Source organism: Sulfitobacter sp. 1A15299 (assembly GCF_043556915.1).
Lineage (GTDB): Bacteria > Pseudomonadota > Alphaproteobacteria > Rhodobacterales > Rhodobacteraceae > Sulfitobacter.
Genome location: NZ_JBIFFJ010000014.1, coordinates 1 through 16,324 on the forward strand (window position 1 = coordinate 1; position 16,324 = coordinate 16,324).

The 16,324-nt window shown below is 62.9% G+C and carries 12 protein-coding genes and 1 tRNA gene; 9 read left to right on the top strand and 4 right to left on the bottom strand.

What is annotated here, in order from left to right:
* The first annotated feature begins 227 nt into the window (after positions 1-227).
* Positions 228-304 (top strand) — tRNA-Asp (locus tag ACGYK7_RS13235).
* Positions 305-430: 126 nt separating this feature from the next.
* Here the strand turns inward: ACGYK7_RS13235 and ACGYK7_RS13240 are convergent.
* Both ACGYK7_RS13240 and ACGYK7_RS13245 read right to left on the bottom strand, forming a co-directional pair.
* Complete coding sequence (locus tag ACGYK7_RS13240; protein ID WP_394402794.1) at positions 431-1,801, bottom strand: M20/M25/M40 family metallo-hydrolase; 1,371 nt, start codon at positions 1,799-1,801, stop codon at positions 431-433.
* Positions 1,802-1,882: 81 nt separating this feature from the next.
* Positions 1,883-2,959 carry a sensor histidine kinase gene (locus ACGYK7_RS13245; protein ID WP_394402796.1) on the bottom strand — a complete coding sequence of 359 codons (1,077 nt, stop codon included), beginning with the start codon at positions 2,957-2,959 and terminating at the stop codon, positions 1,883-1,885.
* A 212-nt stretch (positions 2,960-3,171) separates the two neighbouring features.
* Between ACGYK7_RS13245 and hemA the strand changes: the two genes are divergently transcribed.
* The 3 genes from hemA to ispG all read left to right on the top strand — a co-directional run bounded on the left by hemA (position 3,172) and on the right by ispG (position 7,033).
* A complete protein-coding gene (gene hemA / locus ACGYK7_RS13250; protein ID WP_394402797.1) occupies positions 3,172-4,395 on the top strand; it encodes a 5-aminolevulinate synthase in 1,224 nt (407 codons plus the stop codon).
* Between the two features lie 120 nt (positions 4,396-4,515).
* Positions 4,516-5,820 (top strand): helix-turn-helix domain-containing protein, encoded by a 1,305-nt coding sequence (locus tag ACGYK7_RS13255; RefSeq protein ID WP_394402799.1) that lies wholly within the window; start codon positions 4,516-4,518, stop codon positions 5,818-5,820.
* Positions 5,821-5,908: 88 nt separating this feature from the next.
* Positions 5,909-7,033 (top strand): flavodoxin-dependent (E)-4-hydroxy-3-methylbut-2-enyl-diphosphate synthase, encoded by a 1,125-nt coding sequence (ispG, locus tag ACGYK7_RS13260; RefSeq protein WP_394402801.1) that lies wholly within the window; start codon positions 5,909-5,911, stop codon positions 7,031-7,033.
* Positions 7,034-7,159: 126 nt separating this feature from the next.
* Here the strand turns inward: ispG and ACGYK7_RS13265 are convergent, their stop codons facing one another.
* Complete coding sequence (locus ACGYK7_RS13265; protein WP_394402803.1) at positions 7,160-7,654, bottom strand: disulfide bond formation protein DsbA; 495 nt, start codon at positions 7,652-7,654, stop codon at positions 7,160-7,162.
* A 2-nt stretch (positions 7,655-7,656) separates the two neighbouring features.
* Entirely contained in the window at positions 7,657-8,406 is a 750-nt protein-coding gene (locus tag ACGYK7_RS13270; RefSeq protein ID WP_394402804.1) for a DsbA family protein, read from the bottom strand.
* 96 nt (positions 8,407-8,502) lie between these two features.
* Between ACGYK7_RS13270 and ACGYK7_RS13275 the strand changes: the two genes are divergently transcribed.
* The 5 genes from ACGYK7_RS13275 to ACGYK7_RS13295 all read left to right on the top strand — a co-directional run bounded on the left by ACGYK7_RS13275 (position 8,503) and on the right by ACGYK7_RS13295 (position 16,319).
* Positions 8,503-9,645, top strand: a complete 1,143-nt coding sequence (locus ACGYK7_RS13275; RefSeq protein WP_394402806.1) for a pyridoxal phosphate-dependent aminotransferase — start codon at positions 8,503-8,505, stop codon at positions 9,643-9,645.
* A 59-nt stretch (positions 9,646-9,704) separates the two neighbouring features.
* On the top strand, positions 9,705-10,925 hold the full coding sequence (locus ACGYK7_RS13280) for an N-acetylmuramoyl-L-alanine amidase (RefSeq protein ID WP_394402808.1): 1,221 nt from the start codon (positions 9,705-9,707) through the stop codon (positions 10,923-10,925).
* Between the two features lie 128 nt (positions 10,926-11,053).
* A complete protein-coding gene (locus tag ACGYK7_RS13285; protein WP_394402810.1) occupies positions 11,054-13,609 on the top strand; it encodes a penicillin-binding protein 1A in 2,556 nt (851 codons plus the stop codon).
* A gap of 125 nt (positions 13,610-13,734) precedes the next feature.
* Complete coding sequence (prfB, locus tag ACGYK7_RS13290) at positions 13,735-14,859, top strand: peptide chain release factor 2 (RefSeq protein ID WP_394402811.1); 1,125 nt, start codon at positions 13,735-13,737, stop codon at positions 14,857-14,859.
* A gap of 50 nt (positions 14,860-14,909) precedes the next feature.
* Positions 14,910-16,319 carry an amidase gene (locus ACGYK7_RS13295; protein ID WP_394402812.1) on the top strand — a complete coding sequence of 470 codons (1,410 nt, stop codon included), beginning with the start codon at positions 14,910-14,912 and terminating at the stop codon, positions 16,317-16,319.
* Positions 16,320-16,324 lie beyond the last annotated feature (5 nt).

Consider the following 16,324-nt stretch of genomic DNA (forward strand, 5'->3'; position numbering starts at 1 on the left):
CGGTTGTAGCTCAGTTGGTTAGAGTACCGGCCTGTCACGCCGGGGGTCGCGGGTTCGAGCCCCGTCAACCGCGCCACCGCTGCCTGAAAAGGGGACCTCTCTGAGGTCCCTTTTTCCATTTCCAATCCCCTTAAAATGCCGCGCGAAAACTTCTTTCGAGAAAGCGCATTTTCTCGCGCGAATGCGCTTGACGTCCCGCGCCCCGTGGCCTATTCCGCCCCCATCGCGCGGTTGTAGCTCAGTTGGTTAGAGTACCGGCCTGTCACGCCGGGGGTCGCGGGTTCGAGCCCCGTCAACCGCGCCACTTTCCCCTCTATTTCGTAACGTGCAGGCGATAAGTCCCCGTTCGCGCAGGCTTATTCAGTGCGGCCCCTTGGCGCCTCGGAAGGTGGCATATGTGGCGACCGGGCAGGCCCGATCGCCAGCCTGCTCAGGTCAGCGCATCAATGATGCGCGCCCAGGAGCGGATGCCTTTGTGAAAACTTTCCATGTCGTATTTCTCGTTCGGGGAGTGGATCTGATCGTCATCTTTGCCGAAACCGATCAGCATCGGCTCGGTCCCGAGAATCTTCTGAAAATGCCCGGCAATCGGGATCGAGCCGCCACAGCCGATATAGGCCGCAGGCACCTGCCATTCGTCGCTCAGCGCTTGGCGGGCCGGTTCGAACATCGCATGGCCAATGTCCACCCCCGAGGCTTGGCTGGCGCCGTGGCCTGAGAATTCCACCGTGCAGTCTTCGGGCAGCATCTCAGCCACCATCTTGCGGAAGTTCTCACGGATGGCGAGCGGGTCTTGCGTGCCGACGAGGCGAAAGCTGATCTTGGCGTGGGCCTCGGAGGGCAGCACCGTTTTGAAGCCATCGCCGGTATAGCCGCCCCAGATGCCGTTAACCTCACAAGTCGGGCGGGACCAGATCATCTCAAGCGGGGTGCGGTCCTGCTCACCCGCCGGTTTGCTGAGGCCCACGTCGCCGAGGAAGGCGGCGTGGTCAAAGGCCAGCCCCTGCCACTGCGCTTCCAGATCCTCGGGCAGGTCGGGCACGCCGTCATAGAAGCCGGGGATGGTGATGCGGCCTTCGTCGTCATGCAACGCGGCGATCACCTTGCTCAGCGCGCGGATCGGGTTCATCGAAATACCGCCATACATGCCCGAATGCAGGTCTTTCGACGGTGCGGTGACGGTCAGCTCTTCGCCCAGAAGCCCGCGCAGCATGGTGACGATGGCGGGGGTCTTGCTCTCGAACAGCCCGGTGTCGCAGATCATCGCCACATCGGCTTTCAACTCCTCGGCGTTCTCCTCCATGAAAGGGACGAGTGAGGGGGAGCCGGATTCCTCTTCGCCTTCGAGGAAGAAGGTGATGCGGCAGGGCCAATCGCCTTTCACCTCTTTCCACGCGCGCAGGGCTTCGATGATGGTCATCAACTGGCCCTTGTCATCGGCGGCCCCGCGGCCCCGGATCACGCGGCCCTTCTCCGTCTCCTCAACCGCCGGATCGAAGGGATCGCGGTCCCAAAGGTTCAGCGGGTCGACCGGCTGCACGTCATAGTGGCCATAAAACAGCAGATGCGGCTTGCCTTCGCCGACATGACCCACGACCATCGGATGGCCCGGCGTGGTGCGTTTTTCGGCTTCCACGCCCATGGATGTGAGGTCGGCCACCAGCCAATCGGCGGCACGGTCGCAATCGGCCTTATAGGCCGGATCGGTCGAAATCGAGGGGATGCGCAGCAGGTCCAACAGACGTTCGGTGGCGGCGGGCAGATCGTCGTCGATCCGGGCGAGAACATCGTCGAGGGACATGGGTATAATTCCTTGCGCTTGTGAATTTGGCGCGAAGGTATCAGGCGGGCAGGGCGTGTCCAGTGGCCGCAAGCCCCGCGCTCAAAAGGTGAGCGAGAGGCGGCTGCCCTCGGCGGTAAGCTGGCTGTCGACCTGCGCGTTCAACTGCGACGCTGCCGCCGCCATCAGGGTTTTGCCAATGCTGTCGGCCCGCGCTTTGCCTTCGTTCGCAGCCCCGATGCCATCATCCTTGCAGTCAAGGCGGAAGCGCCCGTCCCGCAGGCTGAGGTCGATGTCGATATGGCCGGGCGCGCCATCCGGGAAGGCGTGTTTGATCGAATTGGCGGCAAACTCGCTAATGATCAGCCCCAAGGACGAGGCCGCGCTGGAGCGTAGTGTGGCGGGGTCTGACCGGTAGCTGATTTTGATATGCCCCGGCGCGGTTTCCTGCAAAAGCCCCACGACCTTGTCGAGGTATTTGCCCGCATCAACCTCATCGCGCCCCTGTCCGGATTGCAGCTCACTATGGAGCGTTGCCATGGCGTTGACCCGGCGCTGGATGCCGTTCAGCACATTGACGGTGGTCGTGTCGTCCAGTTGCCGGGTGTGCAGCCGCACCATGGCCGACAGCGTCTGGAGCGAGTTCTTGACCCGGTGATCCGCCTCGCTCATCAGCACGGCTTGGCTGCGCAGGGCAAGGCGCAGGTCGAGCTGTTTCATCACCTGACGGGACAAAACGGAAACGGCTTTGCGTTGTAGCGCGGTCAGTTGGCGGGGTTTGGTGTCAAGGATGCATAGGGTACCAAGCGGCAGCCCATTGGGCGCCAGCAAGAGGGCGCCCGCGTAAAAGCGCAGCCCTTCGCCCGCGGTGCAAAGCGGGTTGTCGGCCATGCGCGGGTCTTTCAGCGTGTCGGGTATCTCGACAAAAGGGTCTTCCAGAATCGCATGAGAGCAGAGCGAGGTTTCAAGCGGCGTCTCGCGGGCATTCAGGCCCACTTCGGCCTTGAACCACTGGCGGTCCTTGTCGATCAGATTGATCACTGAAATCGGCGCACCACAGATTTCGGCCGCCAGTTCGACGATCTCGTCGAACTCCTCTTCACGCGGGGTGTCGAGGATTTCGTAATTATAGAGCGTCCGCAGGCGCTGGTCCTGCTGGGGATGGGGATTGGCGCGCACAACAAACTGCCCTTTCTGGGTTGGCCTTCTGCAAACATCAAACTGGCTGGCAATACAAGCATACATTCATACATCCAGCGCCTGCCTGCGACAGTTCGCCCCGCAGAGGGGGCGGGATAAGCGATTGAAGCCTCGGCTTTGGATCTGTAATCATTCTAAAAGCTGAATATGGAGGGGGCCCTCCTGTTCGCGCCAAAAGATGGAGACGCGCAATGGACTATAACGAGAAGCTCGACGCGGCGATTGCGCGCCTGCATGACGAAGGACGCTACCGGACCTTCATCGACATCGAGCGCCGCAATGGTCAGTTCCCCCATGCCGTCTGGACCAAGCCCGATGGGTCGCAACAGGATATCACCGTCTGGTGCGGCAATGACTACCTTGGCATGGGGCAAAACCCCGTGGTGATCGAGGCCATGGAAGAAGCGCTGCGCGCCACCGGCGCAGGCTCTGGCGGGACACGCAACATCTCGGGCACGACGGTTTACCACAAGCAGCTTGAGGCCGAACTGGCCGATCTTCACGGCAAGGAAGCGGCGCTGCTGTTCACCTCGGCCTATATCGCCAACGATGCCACGCTCTCGACCCTGCCGAAGCTCTTTCCCGGGCTGATCATCTATTCCGACGCGCTGAACCATGCCTCCATGATCGAAGGCGTGCGCCGCAATGGCGGGGCAAAGCGCATCTTCCGCCACAATGATGTCGCCCATCTGCGCGAGTTGATGGAGGCGGATGACCCTGCCGCCCCCAAGCTGATCGCCTTTGAATCGATCTATTCGATGGACGGCGATTTCGGGCCCATCGAAGAAATTTGCGATCTGGCGGATGAATTCGGCGCGCTGACCTATATCGACGAGGTCCATGCCGTGGGCATGTATGGCCCGCGCGGGGCAGGGGTGGCCGAGCGTGACCGCCTGATGCACCGCCTCGACATCATCAATGGCACGCTGGCCAAAGCCTACGGCGTGATGGGCGGCTATATCGCCGCCTCGGCCAAGATGTGCGACGCGATCCGCTCCTATGCCCCGGGGTTCATCTTTACCACTTCGCTGCCGCCTGCCGTCGCCGCGGGTGCCGCCGCTTCGGTCGCCTATCTCAAACGTGCGCCCGAGCTGCGTGAGAAACACCAGCAGCAGGCCAAGGTGTTGAAGCTGCGGCTGAAGGGGCTGGGCTTGCCGATCATCGACCATGGCAGTCACATCGTGCCCGTCATGGTGGGCAACCCGGTGCACACCAAGCTTTTGTCGGACATGCTGCTCGAAGATCACGGCATCTATGTCCAACCCATCAACTTCCCCACCGTGCCGCGCGGCACGGAGCGGCTGCGCTTCACACCTTCGCCGGTGCATGGCCCCAAAGAGATGGATGCGCTTGTCCGGGGGATGGACGTGCTCTGGTCGCATTGTGCGCTGAATCGTGCCGAAGCTGCGGGCTAACGCAGCGCTATTCGTGTTTTGCGTTGTCTTGTGGTAGCCTTTTGTCAAGAAAAGGCTATATCCGAATCGTTGGGGCGTGTTTGGATCAAAGCTACAGGCTAATAGGGACAGGGCATATTGATGATCGGGCGATGGGCCTCCAGAACCGCTGAGGACGAAACAGTCGAACCCAAAGGGTTCGATGCATTCGAATTGCGGTTGGGGGATGTCATGCGTGGCGAACGGGCCACGCTTGGTAAATCCCTGCTCGATGTGCAGCGCGAATTGCGCATCAAAGCCTCCTATATCGCTGCTATCGAAAACTGTGATCCCGGCGCATTCGACACGCCCGGTTTCATCGCAGGCTATGTGCGCTCCTACGCGCGCTACCTCAATATGGACCCCGATCAGGCCTTCACCGCCTTCTGCAAGGAATCCGGTTTCGCCGTGGCCCATGGCATGTCCGCCGAAGCCTCCGTCGTGAAAAAGCCGAGCTTCGAGGAACGCCGCAAGACCCCGAAAGAAGACGATCTTTTCGCCCGGCCCAACACGCCCTTCGTGCCCACGGGCGACGGGTTGCTCAGCCGGATCGAGCCGGGGGCGGTTGGATCATCGCTGGTTCTGATCGCGCTGATCTCGGCCATTGGTTTTGGCGGCTGGACCGTGCTGAAAGAGGTGCAGCGCGTGCAGGTGGCCCCGGTGGATCAAACCCCGATCGTGCTTTCCGATCTCGACCCGCTGGATGGCGCACTGGCCAGCGCGCCTGATGCGGAAGACGATTCCGCCGCGCCGAAAAGCGTGGAAAGCCCCCGGGCCGAGGCACTGGACCGGCTTTATCGCCCTCAAGCGCTGGACGTGCCGGTGCTGGTGGCGCGTGACGCGCCGATCGCTTCGATCGATCCGCGTTCTGTCAGCAACTTTCCAACGCCGGACCGCCCCGACACCGCCGCGCAGGGCACCGTGGTGGCCGGCAGCGGTGATGGCTCTTCGGATAGCATTACCAGCGCGATCGACGAGGCGCTGGTGCTCGCCAATGCCGATACCGATCTGCCCAAACCTCAGGTTGTCGAGCCTTTGGGCGAGAAAGTGCGCATGGTCGCGGCTTACCCCTCATGGGTGCGGGTGCGCGCGGCTGACGGTACAGTGATTTTCGAAGGCGTGATGAACAAGGGCGATACATGGGATGTTCCCGTCACCGAAGAACCGCCTTCCCTGCGGACGGGCGAATCCGGTGCGCTTTATTTCGCAATGGCGGACGGCTGTTTTGGCCCCGTCGGGCCGCGCGGGGCGGTGACTTCCAACGTGCCGCTCCACGCGCAAGCGCTGGCTGAGCTCTATGAGCCGGTCGATCCGACGGCAGAGCAATCCCTCAGCCGGATGTTCGCCGATCTCGAAGGCTCGCTCGACCCTTCCGCGCTGGCGGCGATGCCCTGTCAGGGCAGCTAAACGCGCGGGCTGCCGCTTCCCATTGCACATGAGGGCTTGGCTGAATAGGTAGGGGGCCATAGCCCCTGATCCCGCGAAAGGTGTCTTCATGTCGCTTCATTCCATTCGCCCTTGGCGCGATATTCCGCGTCGCAAGTCCCGGCAGATCATGGTGGGCAATGTGCCGGTGGGCGGTGACGCGCCGATCACCGTGCAGACCATGACGAACACGCTGACCACCGATGTCGCCGCCACCATCGCGCAGGTCCAAGCCGCCGCCGAGGCGGGCGCCGATATCGTGCGGGTCTCGGTCCCGGATGAGGATTCGTCCAAAGCCCTGCGTGAGATCGTGCCCGAAGTGTCGGTGCCCATCGTTGCGGACATCCACTTTCACTACAAGCGTGGGATCGAAGCCGCCGAGGCCGGTGCCGCCTGCCTGCGCATCAACCCGGGCAACATCGGCGATGAAAAGCGGGTGCGTGAGGTCATCAAAGCCGCGCGGGACCACAATTGCTCGATCCGCATTGGCGTGAATGCAGGCTCGTTGGAGCGGCATTTGCTGGAGAAATACGGCGAACCTTGTCCCGATGCGATGGTGGAAAGCGGGCTGGATCACATCAAGATCCTGCAAGACAACGATTTCCACGAGTTCAAGATTTCCTGCAAAGCCTCGGACGTTTTCATGGCCGCGGCGGCCTATCAACAGCTTGCCGATGCCACCGACGCGCCCATCCACCTTGGCATCACCGAGGCGGGCGGGCTGATGTCGGGCACGATCAAATCGGCCATCGGTCTGGGCAATCTGCTATGGAGTGGCATCGGCGATACCATCCGTGTCTCCCTTTCCGCCGATCCGGTGGAAGAGGTGAAGGTCGGCTATGAGATTCTCAAATCCCTGGGCCTTCGGCACCGGGGCGTGAACATCATCTCTTGCCCCTCCTGCGCACGGCAGGGGTTCGACGTGATCAAAACCGTCGAGACCTTGGAGAAACGGCTGGAGCATATCAAGACGCCGATGAGCCTGTCGATCATCGGCTGCGTGGTGAACGGCCCCGGCGAGGCGCTCATGACGGACGTGGGCTTTACCGGCGGCGGGGCCGGGTCTGGCATGGTCTATCTGGCGGGCAAGCAGAGCCATAAGCTCGGCAACGAGGGTATGATTGACCATATTGTCGAGCAGGTCGAGGAACGCGCGGCACAGATTGAGGCTGAGGCGGTGAAGGCGGCTGAGTAGGTTGGAGGCTGAGCCGCTGACCCTGTGTTGGGTGAGAGGCTGCGCAGAGGTATTTTTAAAAGGATGAAGATGTAGGGGGAGCGCGTGAGTCGGGAGGTTTGCGCGCTTTGTCTTTTGTGGGAATGTCTATTTATGAGTGGGTTGCGGGTTTGTCTTCATCGTATTTGGGCTGAGGTGTTTTTCTAGGACCACGGGGGGCATGTGGCCATTGAGGACCATTTCGGGCAGCACATAGAAGGGGGCATTGGTGAGCCCGAGGGCGGCGGCCCAACGGGCGGGTTGGGGGTGGCTAAGATCGTGCTGGATGAAGGTGATGCCATAACGCTCTGTGATTGCGGTTAATTCCTTGACGGCGGTGGCGCAGCTCTCGCAGGTCTCTGTGGTGAAAACTGCGATGGGGTGGCCTGCCAAAAGGTCGGGGGCCAAGCGGTCGAGCAGGGAGAGGTCGTTTTGGATATGCCGTTGCATTTGCGACGGACCGGCCATCGCTTTGGCGATGACATCGCCATTGGCGAGGATCGCGGCGCGGAGTTCGGTTTCAAACGCATCACGCGCAGCCGGTTCATCGGCCCCGGCGGGCAAGGCCAGCGCGAGCGCGGCCACGACTGCCGGGGCGCGCATCTTTAGCCGCGCTTTTCTTCTACCAGCGCCATCATTTGATCATAGGGCAGGTAGCCGCGCAGCATTTCGTCTTGCATGACGAAGGTGGGGGTGCCGGTGATTTGCAGCTTTTCGGCCAGCGCGCGGGTCTGGGCGATCTCTTGTGTGACCGCGTCGCTGTCCATCTCGGCCTCGATCGCGGCGACATCCAGATCGAAGCTTTCGCCCAAGCGGCGCAGGGCGGGGAGGGTGACCTCTCCGTTGAAGGCCATAAGCGCATCGTTCAGTTGCTTGTAAGCGTCATCGCCCGCGACCTGTTTGGTTGCCACGGCAAAGCGCGAGGCCAGCAGCGATTGCTCACCAAGGATCGGGAATTCTTTGACGATCAGTTTGATGTTGCCGTCCGTTTCCAGCAGTTTGGCCACTTCGCCATGGGCGCGTTTGCAGTAGCCGCAGCGGTAGTCGAGGAATTCGACCAGTGTGATATCCCCCTCCGGATTACCACCGACCCAAGAGTAGCCATCGTCGAAGATTTCATCGGCATTGGCGGTAACCAGATCGAAATCCGCCTGCATCTGCGCTTGGGCCTGACGGTTTTGCATCTGCTCTACCGCTTGCAGGATCACTTCGGGGTTTTCCATCAGATAGGCGCGGACCTCGGCCCGGAACTGCGCGCGTTCGGCATCCGTAAGCTCGGTCAGGTCCATGGCCCCGGCGGGGGCGGCAAGGGCGACAGCACCGGCGAGGGCGGGGGCGAGGAGGCGGGCGAACATGGGCGGTCCTTTCGGTAAAGCTGCGAAATAGGGGCCAAGGGTTGACGCCCGGCATCAGGCGCGGTGAAAGCACATGCCGACAGTAGGAGCAAGCCCATGCGCAATTCAACCAGGTCCGCCGTTGATCCCTTTATCGTGATGGACGTGATGCAGGCCGCCAGCGCCGCCGAGGAGGCGGGCCGTCACATCATTCATATGGAAGTTGGCCAGCCCGGCACAGGCGCGCCGAAAGGGGCGGCTCAGGCGCTGACCAAGGCCATGAGTGAGGGGGCTTTGGGCTATACCGTGGCACTTGGGCTGCCTGCTTTGCGCGCGCGGATCGCGCAGATGTATGGCGAGTGGTATAACGTCGATCTCAATCCGGCCCGGGTGGTGATCACCCCCGGATCCTCGGGCGGGTTTTTGCTGGCATTTACCGCGCTTTTCGATTCCGGTGACCGGGTGGGCATCGGCGCGCCGGGCTATCCCAGCTACCGCCAGATCCTGCGCGCCTTGGGGATGCAGCCCGTCGATCTCCCCGCCGCGCCCGAGAACAGGTATCAGCCGGTCGCGGCGGATTTCGCGGGGGCGGACCTGCGCGGTTTGCTTGTGGCCTCCCCGGCCAATCCGTCGGGCACGATGCTCGACCGGCCCGCTTTGACGGCGCTGACGGATGCCTGCGCGGCCAATGGGATGTCCTTCATCTCGGATGAGATTTACCATGGCATCGAATATGACAAGAAGGCCGTGACCGCGCTGGAGGTCACCGATGACTGCTATGTGATCAACTCCTTCTCGAAGTATTTTTCGATGACCGGCTGGCGCGTGGGTTGGATGGTGGTGCCCGAGGATCAGGTGCGCGTGGTCGAGCGGATCGCGCAGAACATGTTCATCTGCGCGCCCCATGCCAGCCAGATCGCGGCGCTGGCGGCGATGGACTGTGACGACGAATTGCAGGCCAATCTGGCGGTCTACCGCCGCAATCGCGACCTGATGATCACGGGGTTGCAAGAGGCGGGGTTCACGGACATCGCGCCGCCCGATGGGGCGTTCTACGTCTATGCCGATGTCTCGCGCTTTACCGATGACAGCCGCGCCTTTGCGGCGGAAATTCTCGAGAAGGCGGGCGTAGCCGTGACCCCCGGGCTCGATTTCGACCCGGCGCGGGGGCATAAGACGCTGCGTTTTTCCTATGCGCGCAGCACGGCGGATATGGAGGAGGGGATCGCCCGGCTCAAAGCCTTCATGGCGGCGCGCTGAGCGCTGGTTTGGTCGCGCGGTAGGTGGTAGAAGGGCGAAAACGGGCAGGGTGGTCGACGATGCGGGCAATCTTTAGGGGACTGGCAGTGTTGCTGGCCTGTGCGGGGCCAATCACCGGCGCGGCACAGGAGTTGACGGCGCTGGCGCGGGTCGATCCGGTTGAGAGCGCAGTGAGTGATCGCTGGTTCGGCAAGACCGACCTGACCGTGGTGCTAAGCCAGGGCGTGCCTTTCCGTGTCTTCCTGTTGGACGATCCCGCCCGCCTGATCGTCGATTTCCGCGAGGCGGATTGGTCGAATGTCGCCCGGGGGGATCTGCTGGAAAAGCCGGGCCGTATCTCGGCCCTGCGGTTTGGCGCGTTTCAGCCCGGTTGGTCGCGTCTGGTGGCGGATCTGGCCGAGCCGATGGTCCCTGCCGAGATTGGCATGCCAGTGGACGCAAGCAGCGGCAAAGCGCGGCTTGAGATCACCTTGGAGACGGTCGAGCCTGCGATCTTCGGCGAGGCTGCGGGCGCGCCGGTGGACCCGGATTGGACCACCGCGCTGACCGCGCCGCCCAAACCTCAGGTGGGGGGCAAGGACAGTTTCACCGTCGTTCTGGACCCAGGCCACGGCGGCATCGACCCCGGGGCGCAGCGCGAAGGGTTGGACGAGAAAGACCTGATGCTCAACTTCGCCCGCGATCTGCGCGATGCGCTGCGCCGCAAGGGCGTGGATGTGCTGCTCACCCGGGACGAGGATATCTTTGTCGCCTTGGAACACCGGGTGGCCATCGCCCATCAGGCCGAGGCGGACCTTTTCATCTCGCTCCATGCCGACAGCCTGTCGCAGGGCGGGGCGAGCGGGGCGACGGTCTATACCCTTTCCGACGATGCCAGCGATGTGGCGACCGAACATCTGGCCGCGCGGCATGACCGGTCGGATATCATCGCGGGGGCGGACCTGACCGGCTCGGACGATCAGGTGGCGGGCATCCTGCTCGATCTTGCCCGGCAAGAGACCGAGCCGCGCTCGGATGCGCTGGCCGGGATTCTGGTCAAGGGGATGCGCGCGGCAGGCGGGCCGATGAACGGTCGACCGCTGCGGCGGGCGGGCTTCTCGGTTTTGAAATCCGCCGATATTCCTTCGGTTCTGGTCGAAGTGGGGTTCCTGAGTTCCAAGCGGGATCTGAGCAATCTGCGCGATCCGGTGTGGCGCGCGTCGATGGTGGGCGCGATGGCGGATGCGATCGTGTCATGGCGTGATCAGGATGCCGCGCTCAAGCCTTTGATCAGAAAGTAAAATGAAAAGATGTGGCCGCCGTGGCGATGGGCGAAGATTCGCCCCCGCTGGCGGCCATGTGTTTTGACCCGCGCCAGTGCATCCTGTATAGGCTCGGAACTGTCCCTAGCCAATGGTGGTCCGCGCGCGTGTTTCGATTTGTTCTGTCCTTTTTCGGGGGGATTTTCACCACCCTGACCCTGAGCGTCGGCATGGTGGCTTTGACCATCGGGGCGGTGTTCTGGATGTATGGCCGGGATTTGCCCAGCCATGAGTCGCTGGCGCAATATACGCCGCCGACGATCAGCCGGATTTACTCGGGCCAAGGTCGTTTGATCGACGAATTCGCCAAGGAACGCCGTCTTTTCGCCCCGGCCAATACCATCCCGGATCTGGTGAAACAGGCGTTTATCTCGGCTGAGGACAAGAACTTCTACCTCCACGAGGGCTATGACCTGCGCGGCATCGGTGCGGCGGCGGTGGATGCGGTCAAATCGCGCGGGCGCGATGTGCGCGGGGCTTCGACGATCACCCAGCAGGTGATGAAGAACTTCCTGTTGTCAGGGGACCGCCGGGCCGAGCGCAAGATCAAGGAGATCATCCTTGCCTCGCGTTTGGAAGAGACCTTGAGCAAAGAGAAAATTCTCGAACTCTATCTGAACGAGATTTTCCTCGGCCAGAACTCTTATGGCGTGGCGGCGGCGAGCCAGACGTATTTCAATAAGACATTGAGTGAGTTGGCCCCGCATGAGGCGGCCTTCCTCGCCTCGCTGCCCAAGGCACCGTCGGATTACCACCCGGTGCGCCGCAAGGACCGGCTGCTGGCGCGACGCAACTTCGTGCTGCGCGAGATGAAAGAGAACGGCTATATCTCGGAAGCGGTCTTTGAAACCGAGGTGGCGCAGCCGCTGCGCTCGGTCCAGAACGGCGATTTCGAGAGCTTCAAGGCCGAATTGCCGCCGCGGGACTACTTCACCGATGAAATTCGCCGCCAGTTGAGCGAGGATTTCGGCGAGGGGGAGTTCTTTACCGGCGGTCTGACCGTGCGCGCGACCATCGACAACGAGATGCAGCCCATCGCCGCCAACGCCCTACGCCGAGAGCTGGAACAATATGACCGCGGGCAGGGCGTCTGGCGCGGAACACGGTTCGAGATCCCCGCCGAACAACTGGGCAGCGAAGAGAAATGGCGTGCAGCGCTCGCCGACTTGCGGGTGCCGCGTGACATCGACCTGGAAAACCAGTGGTATCCGGCGGTGGTGCTTGAGGTCGGCAGCAGTGACGCCCGCATCGGCATCGAAGGGGTCGAGGAAGACGAAGACGGCCACTGGATTCCGGCCAAGGACGTGCAATGGGCGCGCAAGCGGCTGGAGGACGGCTCTCTCGGGCGCAAGGCTCAGGTGGCGGGCGACCTGCTTGAGGTGGGTGAAGTCGTCTTGGTCCGCCGCATGACCTCGGACAGCGACGGCTCTTTCATCCGCTGGACATTGCGGCAGGTGCCCGAAGTGCAGGGCGGTTTCGTCGCCATGGACGTGCACACGGGGCGCGTGATCGCGATGCAGGGCGGTTTTTCCTATCAGGCGAGCGTGTTCAACCGTGCCACACAGGCCAAGCGTCAGCCGGGATCGAGCTTCAAACCCTTTGTCTATGCCTCCGCGCTCGACAGTGGCTATAGCCCGGCGACCATCGTGGTTGACGCTCCGATCGAGATCAACACGCCGCAGGGCGTTTGGCGGCCACAGAACGCCTCTCATAAGTTTTACGGGCCGACGCCTTTGCGCACCGGGATCGAACAGTCGCGCAACCTGATGACCATCCGTCTGGCGCAGGAAGTCGGGATGGATGTGGTTGGCAGCTATGCGGAGCGTTTCGGCGTTTACGATGATCTCGCGCCCTTGCTGTCGAACGCGCTCGGCAGTCAGGAAACCACGCTGTACCAAATGGTTTCGGCCTATGCGATGTTCGCCAATGGCGGCGAGCGGGTGCAGCCCACTTTGGTCGACCGGGTGCAAGACCGCTATGGTCGCACGGTCTACAAACATGATGAGCGCAAATGCTACGATTGTGAGCAGATCGACCTCGCCCCCGGCGAGGCGCCGCGGATCATTTCCAACCGCGAGCGGGTGATGGACCCGGTGACCGCCTATCAGTTGACCTCCATGATGCGGGGCGTGGTCGAGCGTGGCACGGCGCGCAATGCGGTGAACCTGCCGGTGCCGATCGCGGGCAAGACAGGCACCACCAACGATGAGAAAGACGCGTGGTTCGTGGGCTTTTCCTCCAACGTCGTGGCGGGCTGCTACATCGGTTTCGACACCCCGCGCCCGATGGGCCGGGGCGCGGGCGGCGGGCGGCTCTGCGCGCCTGTCTTCCAGCGCTTCATGTCCGAGGCGATCAAGAAATATGGCGGCGGTGACTTCGCGGTCCCCGACCAGTGCCGCTTTATCAAGATCGACCGTTTCACCGGCGCGCGGCTGAGCGACAGTGCCACCGGTGGCAATGTCGTGTCGGAATGTTTCCGCGATGGCGAAGAGCCGCTTTTTGGCATCTCTTTCGACGGCGGTTTTGCCATGGGGGCGGACCTGCCACTGGTCGAAGAACTGGGCGGCTCCTCGTCGCGTCAGGTCACCACGTCGACCGGCAAGAAGGCCACCGTCGGCCCCAAGGCAAGCTTTGGCACGCTGAGCTCCGGCGGGCTTTACTAATCAGGCCGAAGGGGGCGGGGCAAAGCCCGGCTTTGCCGCCCCCACTTGCCGCCGCTGGCGGGCTGGTCTATCTCTCGTGCGGCTCCGGTTTTCGGGGCCGCATTACTTATCAAAGGCAGGCACACATGCGCGCAGAGGCACAGAATACCGCGGACCAGATCAGCAAATCGCTGGAATTGCTGGCCCAGCGACTGGATGTGGAGACCGCGCCCTACCGGCTGGAAGAATTCAACGCCCGCGTCGAAGACCCGAACCTTTGGGACAACCCCGATGCGGCGCAAAAGCTGATGCGCGAGCGTCAGTCGTTGGTCGATGCCATCGACACCTATGAGGGCATCAAACAGGAGTTGGCCGACAATCTAGAGCTGATCGAATTGGGCGAGATGGAAGAGGACGAAGAGGTCATCTCGGATGCCGAGGCGGCGCTGAAGGCGCTGGCCGAAAAGGCCGCGCAGAAGGAACTCGAAGCGCTGCTGAACGGTGAGGCCGACAGCAACGACACCTTCCTTGAGATCAACGCAGGCGCGGGCGGCACGGAAAGCTGCGACTGGGCCAGCATGTTGGCGCGGATGTATGTCCGCTGGGCCGAGAAAAAGGGCTATAAGGTCGATCTTCAGGCCGAAAGCGCGGGCGATGAGGCGGGCATCAAATCCGCGACCTATAAGATCGAAGGTCACAACGCCTATGGCTGGCTAAAATCCGAAAGCGGCGTGCATCGTCTGGTACGCATCTCGCCCTTCGACTCGGCAGCCAAACGGCACACTTCGTTCACCTCCGTGAAGGTTTACCCGGTGGTCGACGACAATATCGAGATCGAGGTTAACCCGTCCGATATTCGCATTGATACCTACCGGTCCTCCGGCGCGGGCGGTCAGCACGTCAACACCACCGACTCCGCGGTGCGGATCACCCACCACCCCACGGGCATCGTGGTGACCTCTTCGGAGAAGTCGCAGCACCAGAACCGTGACATCGCCATGAAAGCGCTGAAATCGCGGCTCTATCAGATGGAGTTGGACAAGCGCTCGGCACTGGTGAACGAGGCGCATGAGAATGCAGGCGACGCGGGCTGGGGCAACCAGATCCGCTCCTACGTTCTGCAGCCCTACCAGATGGTCAAAGACCTGCGCACCAATTACGAGACTTCGGACACCAAAGGCGTGCTTGACGGTGATCTCGACGGGTTGATGGGGGCGACGCTGGCGCTGGCGGTCTCGGGCAAAAGCCGGGCCGAAGCGCAGGGCGACTGAGCCCATGCTGTCCCCTTCATGGAATGACAATCACCAATAGGGGGGACATGATGGAATTGCTGAATTGGGACGCCACGGAGTTGGCCGAGGCGCTGGCCGCGCGAAAGATATCCGCGGTCGAGTTGATGCAGGCCACCTTGGCCCGGATCGAGGCGGTGAACGGCAAGGTGAACGCCGTCGTCTCCCTCCGCGACCGCGATGCCTTGCTGGCCGAGGCTCAGGCCGCCGATGCGGGCCCACGCGAGGGCTGGCTGCACGGCATTCCCATGGCGATCAAGGATTTGGCGGATGCGGAAGGGCTGCCCACCTCGCAGGGCTCGCCGCTGTTCGGCGCGGCGCCGGCCACGCAGGATCACCCGGCGGTGGCCCTGCTTCGTGCCGCGGGCGCCATCGTGATCGGCAAGACCAACACCCCGGAATTTGGCCTTGGCAGCCACACCTTCAACCCGGTGCATGGGGCGACCTGCAACCCCTATGACCTTGGCCGCTCGGCGGGCGGCTCCTCTGGCGGGGCGGCGGCGGCGCTGGCGGCGCGGATGGTGGCCGTGGCCGATGGCTCCGACATGATGGGCTCCCTGCGCAATCCGGCGGGGTGGAACAATGTCTACGGCATGCGGCCCAGCTGGGGCACGGTGCCTTCGGGCAATGACGGCGACCTGTTTCTGCACCAGCTTTCGACCCTGGGGCCGATGGCGCGCAGCCCGCGCGACCTTGCCGCCCTGTTGGACGTGATGACAGGCCACGACCCGCGCGAACCGCTGACCCGCGCCACCCCCGATGCAACACCGCTGATCGACGCGGCACTGGCCCCTCAGCGGATCGGCTGGCTGGGCGACTGGGGCGGTGCCTTCCCCTGTGCGCCGGGGATCATGGACCATAGCGAAGCGGCGCTGAAGCGCTTGGCCGACCTCGGCCATAGGGTCACGCCTTTGGCGGCCCCCTTCGAGGCGGAGGCCATGTGGGAAAGCTGGATCACCCTGCGGTCCTTTGCCGTGGCGGCGTCTCTCGGGGCGATCTATGACGACCCCGCCCGGCGCGAGGGGCTGAAACCTGCCGCGCAGTGGGAGGTCGCGCGGGGGCAGGGGTTCTCGGCCACCGATATCCAGCGCGCCAGTAGCATCCGCTCCGATTGGTTCCGCGCGGCGGAGGCTCTGTTCGAGGAGGTCGATGTGCTGGTGCTGCCTTCGGCGCAGGTCTGGCCCTTTGCGGTTGAACAGGTGCACCCGACTGAGATCGACGGCCAGCCGATGGATACCTATCACCGTTGGATGCAGGTGGTGGTCCCGGCCAGCCTGATCGGCCTGCCGGTGGTCAATATCCCCGCAGGTTTCGACGCGCGCGGCCTGCCATTGGGGCTGCAACTGATCGGCAAGCGCGGCAGTGATGCGCGTCTGTTGCAATTGGCCCAAGGTTGGCATGAGGCGACGGGCTATCCGCAGGCGCAGCCGCCCCGGCTTTAGCGGGG

Coding starts and splice junctions, on each gene's coding strand:
- ACGYK7_RS13240 (WP_394402794.1), bottom strand. CDS start 1,801: ATGTCCCTCGACGATGTTCTCGCCCGGATCGACGACGATCTGCCCGCC.
- ACGYK7_RS13265 (WP_394402803.1), bottom strand. CDS start 7,654: ATGCGCGCCCCGGCAGTCGTGGCCGCGCTCGCGCTGGCCTTGCCCGCC.
- ACGYK7_RS13270 (WP_394402804.1), bottom strand. CDS start 8,406: ATGTTCGCCCGCCTCCTCGCCCCCGCCCTCGCCGGTGCTGTCGCCCTT.
- ACGYK7_RS13280 (WP_394402808.1), top strand. CDS start 9,705: ATGCGGGCAATCTTTAGGGGACTGGCAGTGTTGCTGGCCTGTGCGGGG.
- ACGYK7_RS13255 (WP_394402799.1), top strand. CDS start 4,516: ATGATCGGGCGATGGGCCTCCAGAACCGCTGAGGACGAAACAGTCGAA.
- hemA (WP_394402797.1), top strand. CDS start 3,172: ATGGACTATAACGAGAAGCTCGACGCGGCGATTGCGCGCCTGCATGAC.
- prfB (WP_394402811.1), top strand. CDS start 13,735: ATGCGCGCAGAGGCACAGAATACCGCGGACCAGATCAGCAAATCGCTG.
- ACGYK7_RS13295 (WP_394402812.1), top strand. CDS start 14,910: ATGGAATTGCTGAATTGGGACGCCACGGAGTTGGCCGAGGCGCTGGCC.
- ACGYK7_RS13275 (WP_394402806.1), top strand. CDS start 8,503: ATGCGCAATTCAACCAGGTCCGCCGTTGATCCCTTTATCGTGATGGAC.
- ispG (WP_394402801.1), top strand. CDS start 5,909: ATGTCGCTTCATTCCATTCGCCCTTGGCGCGATATTCCGCGTCGCAAG.